The organism is Propionivibrio sp. (genome assembly GCF_029255185.1).
Classification (GTDB): Bacteria; Pseudomonadota; Gammaproteobacteria; order Burkholderiales; family Rhodocyclaceae; genus Propionivibrio.
Genome location: NZ_JAPUVO010000037.1, coordinates 1 through 5,907, shown reverse-complemented (window position 1 = coordinate 5,907; position 5,907 = coordinate 1). Strand labels below are relative to the sequence as shown.

Genomic DNA, 5,907 nt, shown 5'->3' with positions numbered 1-5,907 from the left:
CCGTATGACTATCTGGTCGATGTCCTGCAGCGCGTCGGGCAACATCCGGCCAGCCGTGCCAACGAACTTACGCCCCGAGTCTGGAAACAACTCTTCGCCGACAACCCGCTTCGCTCGCCTTTGCACAGTCTGCGCGCCTAGGCAATAACGCCCGATAGTTACCGGTTACGTCCATAGCACGTCGGCCAGGATTTTTCCTGATTCACGTTCAGCGGCAATTTTGGCCATCAGCTTGCCAGCACCAGCGGACTGAAAGTCGAGTTTGATGTCGGGATATTGCTTGATGAAGGCCGTTTTAAGGTCGCCGATCATCGATTCCTTCATCGAGGTGTAGACAAACAGTTTTTGCTGCGCACTGGCGCCAATGGAAAAAACGCCCAATAGCGTAGTAACGGCACACAGTGAAAGTAGTCTCATGGAGCGCACAGTAATTCTCCTAAGGCAATAGGATAAGAAGCGTGAGCAGCGTAAATCAAACTACGCAGACTGCGATACGACGTACAAACTGGCGGCGTAGAAAACGCCGACAAAGCCTCTTTGTACAGGTATATGCGGCGGGGTAATTTTGAAGCAAAATGACGAATAATTAATATGCTGGCGAGCTAATTTTTAAAGGATAATTACGGCATTGCTGATAACGAGACTCTAACGGATAGCTTCGTAGTCTTTGTACGACACAATCATAAGACCACGCAACAGAACACGCACTCAATATTTACCAGGCAATGGAATGTTTAAGCATACACACAACCTTGTGGGGTTGCCACTGACTGACGCTCAATCGTGTCATGAACAGCGCAATCAGATCCGGCCACATTTTTGAATAAATGGCTATGTGCAATCTAGGGTTGAAATCGGCAAAAAACGCCTAGCGGGAATCCCTTTGTTTTGTGCAAAACATGGTTGGGCTTATGCCGCCAATGGCAATTTTGGCGGCTGGATCAGGCACTCAGCAGGAATACCCAGCTTTTGATTTAGCTTCCAGATCATGTTCAGGGTCAGAGGGCGCTTCCGGTTAAGAATCTCGTAGACACGATTGAGGCGACCGATAAACGGCACCAAGTCTTTTGGTGTCAACCCAGCCTGATCCATACGGAATTTGATTGCCTCAACAGGATCAGGCAAATCAATCGGGTAGTGCTTGGCTTCATAGGCTTCAACGAGCGTGATCAGCACTTCAAAGCGATCCCCTTCTGCCGAGCCAGGCACGGGTTCACTGTCGAAGAAGGCAGAAACGTCACGGAGAGCGGCCTTGTAATCATCTTCGGTCTTGATCGGGCGAATTTCCATGGTCAAACCTCCATTTCTACGGTTTCGGCATCAATCGCGTCGTACTCTTTGTGCGTCCCGATGAATTTCACGTACACGGCCTGGTAGTGGTATGCGATAGACGCAACTAAGCGATAGTCGTTGCCTTTGACGTTGAACACCACGCACTTGTTCTTCAGGATGCTGGCGCTGCGGTATTGTTCCTTGATTTGGGCCGGTTGTGACCAGCTTGCCTTCTTGGCTTCATCTACCCATGACTTTAGGGGTTGCTCCGAATCCGGGTTCTTTACCCAGAAGGCTCTCAAGAATCTGACGGCTACGATGTGCATGCGTAGAGTTTAGTCCCATATTGGGATATGTCAACTTTCCAACCATTCCATGCACCAGCCAGCCGAGCTAATGCCAACCTCAGAATGCATATAGCCGAATAAATATAGGAGTCCTACGTACTTCCCGCAGTTTTCTGCGCAAACTACGGATACACTCCGGACTCGAATTTTGAGAGCATCTGGTTTTGTTTACTGGAATGCATCACGGCACAGGCAGGTCGGGAGCGCCGCTGTGCAGTCGGAAGCACGGAGCAGTCAATGTCGGAGATTACGGACAGGATCGAGGGCATTGCGAATGCCAGGAAAACTTTCTGTGTGGTGAATCCTCACTGCCTGGAGAGCATCGTCCGCCTCTCGGAAGAGGCAGACGTGATCGTCTCTTCCGACATCATTGATGAGAGCGGGACGAAGTTGTTGGCCAGGGACGTCGCGGTTTCCCGATCGATTCAGGCGAAGCTGGGGCATCGGCACTTGCAGAAGCCTCTGGAAGCCTGTCTGGATGTCGTGCAGGGCGCATCGCTGGAGAGCATCGCCAGCGATTGTCTTGGGCTCATGAACAAAATCCCGGCGCTAGCCCTGCTCGGTGGGAGTAGTGGTGTCGAGGTCGCCTTGCGCGGCATCAGCTACATGTCATTGCACGGTCCCCTGAAGCTGCTGCTGACCCTGGCTAAAAGGTTCAGGAAAAACAACTACGAGAACAACCTGGCAGCGATGATCATTTGCGCGGGTCTAGCCCACGACGGCGGTCTTAGCGACCAAGATACCGACCTGCTGATTCTCTCGGCGCTGCTTAAGGACATCGGCGAGTTATATATCGATCCGAAATTCCTCGATGTCGACCGCCAGTTGACCGCCAATGAATGGCAACGCGTCGTCGCCCACCCGCTTGTCGGACAAGCTTTCCTCAAGGCGTTCACGCACTTCCCGCCCGCCCTGACCGACAGCGTATTGCAGCATCACGAACGTCAGGATGGCAATGGTTATCCTTTCCAGTTGTCGGCAGCGAACATGAGCCCATTGGGCATGCTGAACGGCCTTGCCGACTGCGTGTCGGCGATCGTCATGGGTAACAACGTGACGGGTGAATTCGCGCGCGATTCTGAACTCGGCTCGCGCCTGGGCGAACGGGTGGCGGTCGCCTTGACCATCGTTCCCGACGAGTTCCCGCCAAAAGCCATAGCCTTTGTCACCAAGGCGCTCGCGCCGCTTAACGAGGTCGGCACAGGCAGCACCGGCGGCAGTTTCGCACAGCGTATCTTGCCCACCTTGCAGCGCATCAGGTCGGCCCGTCTGCTTGCCGAGACCCTGTCCAGCACCGTCATGACGCCAGGCCTGGGCCGTATCGGTAGCTTTGCCCTGTCTGCGATACGCGACCTGGACAAACGTCTGCGTGCAACCGGGGTTTACGATCTCTCGCAACTCGATGTGTTCGAGACCGACCCGACGCTCATGGAAAAAACCTGTCTCGTCCTCGCCGAGGTCAACTGGCGACTGCGCCATCTGGCGCGCAAGGTCTACATGCGAACAGAGCAGGGTCGGAACAAACAGGCACAGGTCGCCGAACTAGTCTCCGTGCTCAGCATGTCAGCCTGATCCGCCTTGTTTGTCTCGTTCAACCGCGCATCCGCCAGTAAAAATGAGCCACAGGCAGGCCATTGCCTGAAGGACGAAGAGCACAGCGAAGGCATTACGGTGCGCGATTTCGGTACTGTGCCCGCTGGCCTGGAGCAGCTCGATGAGTACACCCATCCCCCATTGCAAGCCAAAGGCGCCAAGAAACACCATCAGGTTGAAGGTCGAATTAGCGCGTCCCGAGAGGGCAACCGGGAATCCGGCAGACATCTGCGAGTAGGCGAGCGTGCCAAAGCTCGAAAACACTCCGTAGCCCATCCACAACAGGTAGTTCTGGTCAACGGCCTGGGTGATGATCAGTAGCAGGGTCAGCAGCGATAGCGACATGCCGCCGCCGAGCAGATAGATCGTCCCGATACCGCGCCGCACGAGCCCGGTCGACAACAGGCCAATCAGAATGTAGGCCAGCACCATCGCCAAGCTCATGGCCGCCAGATGATCGGCGGCAAGCGAGCGCGAATAACCGTTGACCTGAATCAGCCAAGCGCTTGACCAGAGGCTTTGAACGGCCATAAAACCACCGATCTGAGCGAAACCGAGGGGGGCGAAACGCCAGAAATTGCGGCTGGACAGGACCTGCCTGACGCCCGCCCACTGGGCCGAGAACGGCTCGGGGTGAAGTGTGCCCGGTTTGTCGGGAACGCTGAGAAACAGCCAGCCGGCGACCGTCAGCGTGAGCGCGCAGAGAACGAAAAATATCTCGCGCCAGCTGGCCACATGCAACGCGGCATCGAGCGGCGCCGACGCCGCCAGTGCGCCGAGCGTTCCCGCAGTCATGATCCAGCCGGTCAGCGAGGCTTGTTCATCGAGTGGAAACCACTGTGAAAACGACTTGAACGACGCCATCAGGCAGGCCGAGACACCGAGGCCGATCATCCCCCGGCCGACAGCCAGGACGCCAATTGTCTCGCCACAGGCAAAGACGGCGGCACCGGCGGCAGCGATTAGCAGCAACGACGCTTCGACCCGACGCGGACCAAAGCGGTCAAGCAACACCCCCAGCGGCACCTGGGCGGCACCGAAGGCCAGAAAATAGGTGCTGGTCAGCAGGCCAAGATCGGCTGCGCCGAGCGACAGCTCATCGCTCAGGAGCGGGCCAATCACGGCATTAGCCGTTCGAAAGTGGTAGGAGAGGAAGTAAGCGCCAGCGAACGGCAGGAAAAGTCTGATCCAGAGCATGTTTATTAACAACCTGCTTTGCAGTAAAGTTTTTCTAATTAATTTCCGTTCCACAGCCACGCTGCACCGCGCACGCCGGACGAGTCGCCATGCTGATGACGGCACAGCCGCGTGCGTACTTGATCGGAAAAGATGTATTGGCTCCACAGTGAGGGCACACTGACGTACAGGCTATCGATGTTTGAAAGCCCGCCGCCAAGAACGATCACCTGCGGGTCGAGAATGTTGATCACCTGCGCCAGCGCCTTGGCCAGGCGCTGCGCATAGCGCGCCAGCGTTGCCGCGCAGGCCGTGTCTGCCTGGCTCGCCCGAGTTGCGATGAGCTCGGGCGTCAACGTCTGGCCGTTGTGACGGGCGTGATCAGCGGCCAGCCCGGGGCCGGACAGCCAGGTTTCGACGCAGCCCTGATGGCCGCAGTAACAAAGAGGGGGCGGCAAAGTCTCCTCCTCGGGAATCGGCAAGGGATTGTGTCCCCATTCTCCGGCGATGTGATTGGCGCCGGCGAGCACCCGCTCGTGCACCACGATGCCACCGCCGACGCCGGTGCCCAGAATGGCCCCGAAGACAACGTCGGCACCTTGACCTGCACCATCGATGGCTTCGGACAGAGCAAAGCAGTTGGCGTCATTATCGATGCGGATTTCGCGATGCAGCAGGGTTTGCAGATCGCGGCGCAGCGGCCTGCCGATCAGGCAAGTGGAGTTGGCGTTCTTGATCAATCCGCCGTCAGCCGATTCGGCGCCAGGAATTCCTAGCCCGATGTAGCCGCGCTGGCCAAGCTCCATTTCGATCGCTCCGACCAGGCCGGTCACCGCGTCCAGCGTGCCCAAATAGTCGCCCTGCGGCGTTGGCACCCGCCGCCGAAGCAATTCATGGCCCGCCCCGTCAAGCGCGATGATTTCTGTTTTTGTTCCGCCAAGGTCGATCCCAAGTCGCAACATCGTGTTTTTCCGTTACCGAATTGGTGGATGCGCTGCGCTCATCCGATCGAAGTGAGTGCAGCGCCACCCGAAAACACGTTGCTTAAAGCGACAGGATCCAGGCGATCAGATTGGCGAGTTCAGCTTTGTCCTTGGTCTTGATGATCTTGTGATCTTCCTCGGTGCCATTATCGAGCTTCACCTTCTCGCCGGCGGTCATGTGGTGCAGGAGTTTGGCTTCGGCATCGGGCTTACCCTTGTACTTAGCGCTGATCTCTCTGAGCGGCTTGCCTTCCTTCTTCTTGTCGATGGCGTGACACTTCAGGCAGCCTTCCTTCTTGGCCAGTGCCTGCGCTGTGTCCGCATCGGTCGCGGTCGCCAGCGGGGAAAACAAGAGGGCGCCGGACAGGCCCAGCAGGCCAGCAATGGCTTTAATTTTCATTTCAAAGTCTCCTTTGGTGGGGTTCATCTTGATCAATGACTTTTTTCAGAATGACTCACTCGTGCTCGTGCCAGCCGGTAAACATCATTTTGAACATGGAGCCGACGGTCTTGCCGGTGGTGCCCAGATAGATGTG

Annotated in this window: 7 protein-coding genes; 1 reads left to right on the top strand and 6 read right to left on the bottom strand. The window is 56.7% G+C overall.

The genetic code is table 11. From position 1 onward, the window contains the following. Positions 1-165: 165 nt before the first annotated feature. The 3 genes from Q1J43_RS00600 to Q1J43_RS00590 form a co-directional block, all read right to left on the bottom strand. Positions 166-417, bottom strand: a complete 252-nt coding sequence (locus Q1J43_RS00600; RefSeq protein WP_301100346.1) for a hypothetical protein — start codon at positions 415-417, stop codon at positions 166-168. Between the two features lie 492 nt (positions 418-909). Then, positions 910-1,290 (bottom strand): transcriptional regulator, encoded by a 381-nt coding sequence (locus Q1J43_RS00595; protein WP_301100345.1) that lies wholly within the window; start codon positions 1,288-1,290, stop codon positions 910-912. Positions 1,291-1,292: 2 nt separating this feature from the next. Continuing rightward, complete coding sequence (locus Q1J43_RS00590; protein WP_301100344.1) at positions 1,293-1,598, bottom strand: type II toxin-antitoxin system HigB family toxin; 306 nt, start codon at positions 1,596-1,598, stop codon at positions 1,293-1,295. 258 nt (positions 1,599-1,856) lie between these two features. On the opposite strand from Q1J43_RS00590, the gene Q1J43_RS00585 reads away from it, so the two are divergent. Further along, positions 1,857-3,191, top strand: a complete 1,335-nt coding sequence (locus Q1J43_RS00585) for an HD domain-containing phosphohydrolase (protein ID WP_301100342.1) — start codon at positions 1,857-1,859, stop codon at positions 3,189-3,191. On the opposite strand, the gene Q1J43_RS00580 is transcribed toward Q1J43_RS00585, so the two are convergent. The 3 genes from Q1J43_RS00580 to Q1J43_RS00570 form a co-directional block, all read right to left on the bottom strand. After that, on the bottom strand, positions 3,183-4,409 hold the full coding sequence (locus Q1J43_RS00580; protein WP_301100340.1) for an MFS transporter: 1,227 nt from the start codon (positions 4,407-4,409) through the stop codon (positions 3,183-3,185). The genes Q1J43_RS00585 and Q1J43_RS00580 overlap by 9 nt on opposite strands. A gap of 38 nt (positions 4,410-4,447) precedes the next feature. Continuing rightward, positions 4,448-5,350 (bottom strand): ROK family protein, encoded by a 903-nt coding sequence (locus Q1J43_RS00575; RefSeq protein ID WP_301100339.1) that lies wholly within the window; start codon positions 5,348-5,350, stop codon positions 4,448-4,450. Between the two features lie 82 nt (positions 5,351-5,432). Then, the gene (locus Q1J43_RS00570; RefSeq protein ID WP_301100338.1) at positions 5,433-5,771 is read right to left on the bottom strand and encodes a c-type cytochrome; all 339 of its coding nucleotides are present in this window, start codon (positions 5,769-5,771) and stop codon (positions 5,433-5,435) included. Positions 5,772-5,907 lie beyond the last annotated feature (136 nt).

Coding starts and splice junctions, on each gene's coding strand:
- Q1J43_RS00590 (WP_301100344.1), bottom strand. CDS start 1,598: ATGCACATCGTAGCCGTCAGATTCTTGAGAGCCTTCTGGGTAAAGAAC.
- Q1J43_RS00580 (WP_301100340.1), bottom strand. CDS start 4,409: ATGCTCTGGATCAGACTTTTCCTGCCGTTCGCTGGCGCTTACTTCCTC.
- Q1J43_RS00600 (WP_301100346.1), bottom strand. CDS start 417: ATGAGACTACTTTCACTGTGTGCCGTTACTACGCTATTGGGCGTTTTT.
- Q1J43_RS00585 (WP_301100342.1), top strand. CDS start 1,857: ATGTCGGAGATTACGGACAGGATCGAGGGCATTGCGAATGCCAGGAAA.
- Q1J43_RS00570 (WP_301100338.1), bottom strand. CDS start 5,771: ATGAAAATTAAAGCCATTGCTGGCCTGCTGGGCCTGTCCGGCGCCCTC.
- Q1J43_RS00595 (WP_301100345.1), bottom strand. CDS start 1,290: ATGGAAATTCGCCCGATCAAGACCGAAGATGATTACAAGGCCGCTCTC.
- Q1J43_RS00575 (WP_301100339.1), bottom strand. CDS start 5,350: ATGTTGCGACTTGGGATCGACCTTGGCGGAACAAAAACAGAAATCATC.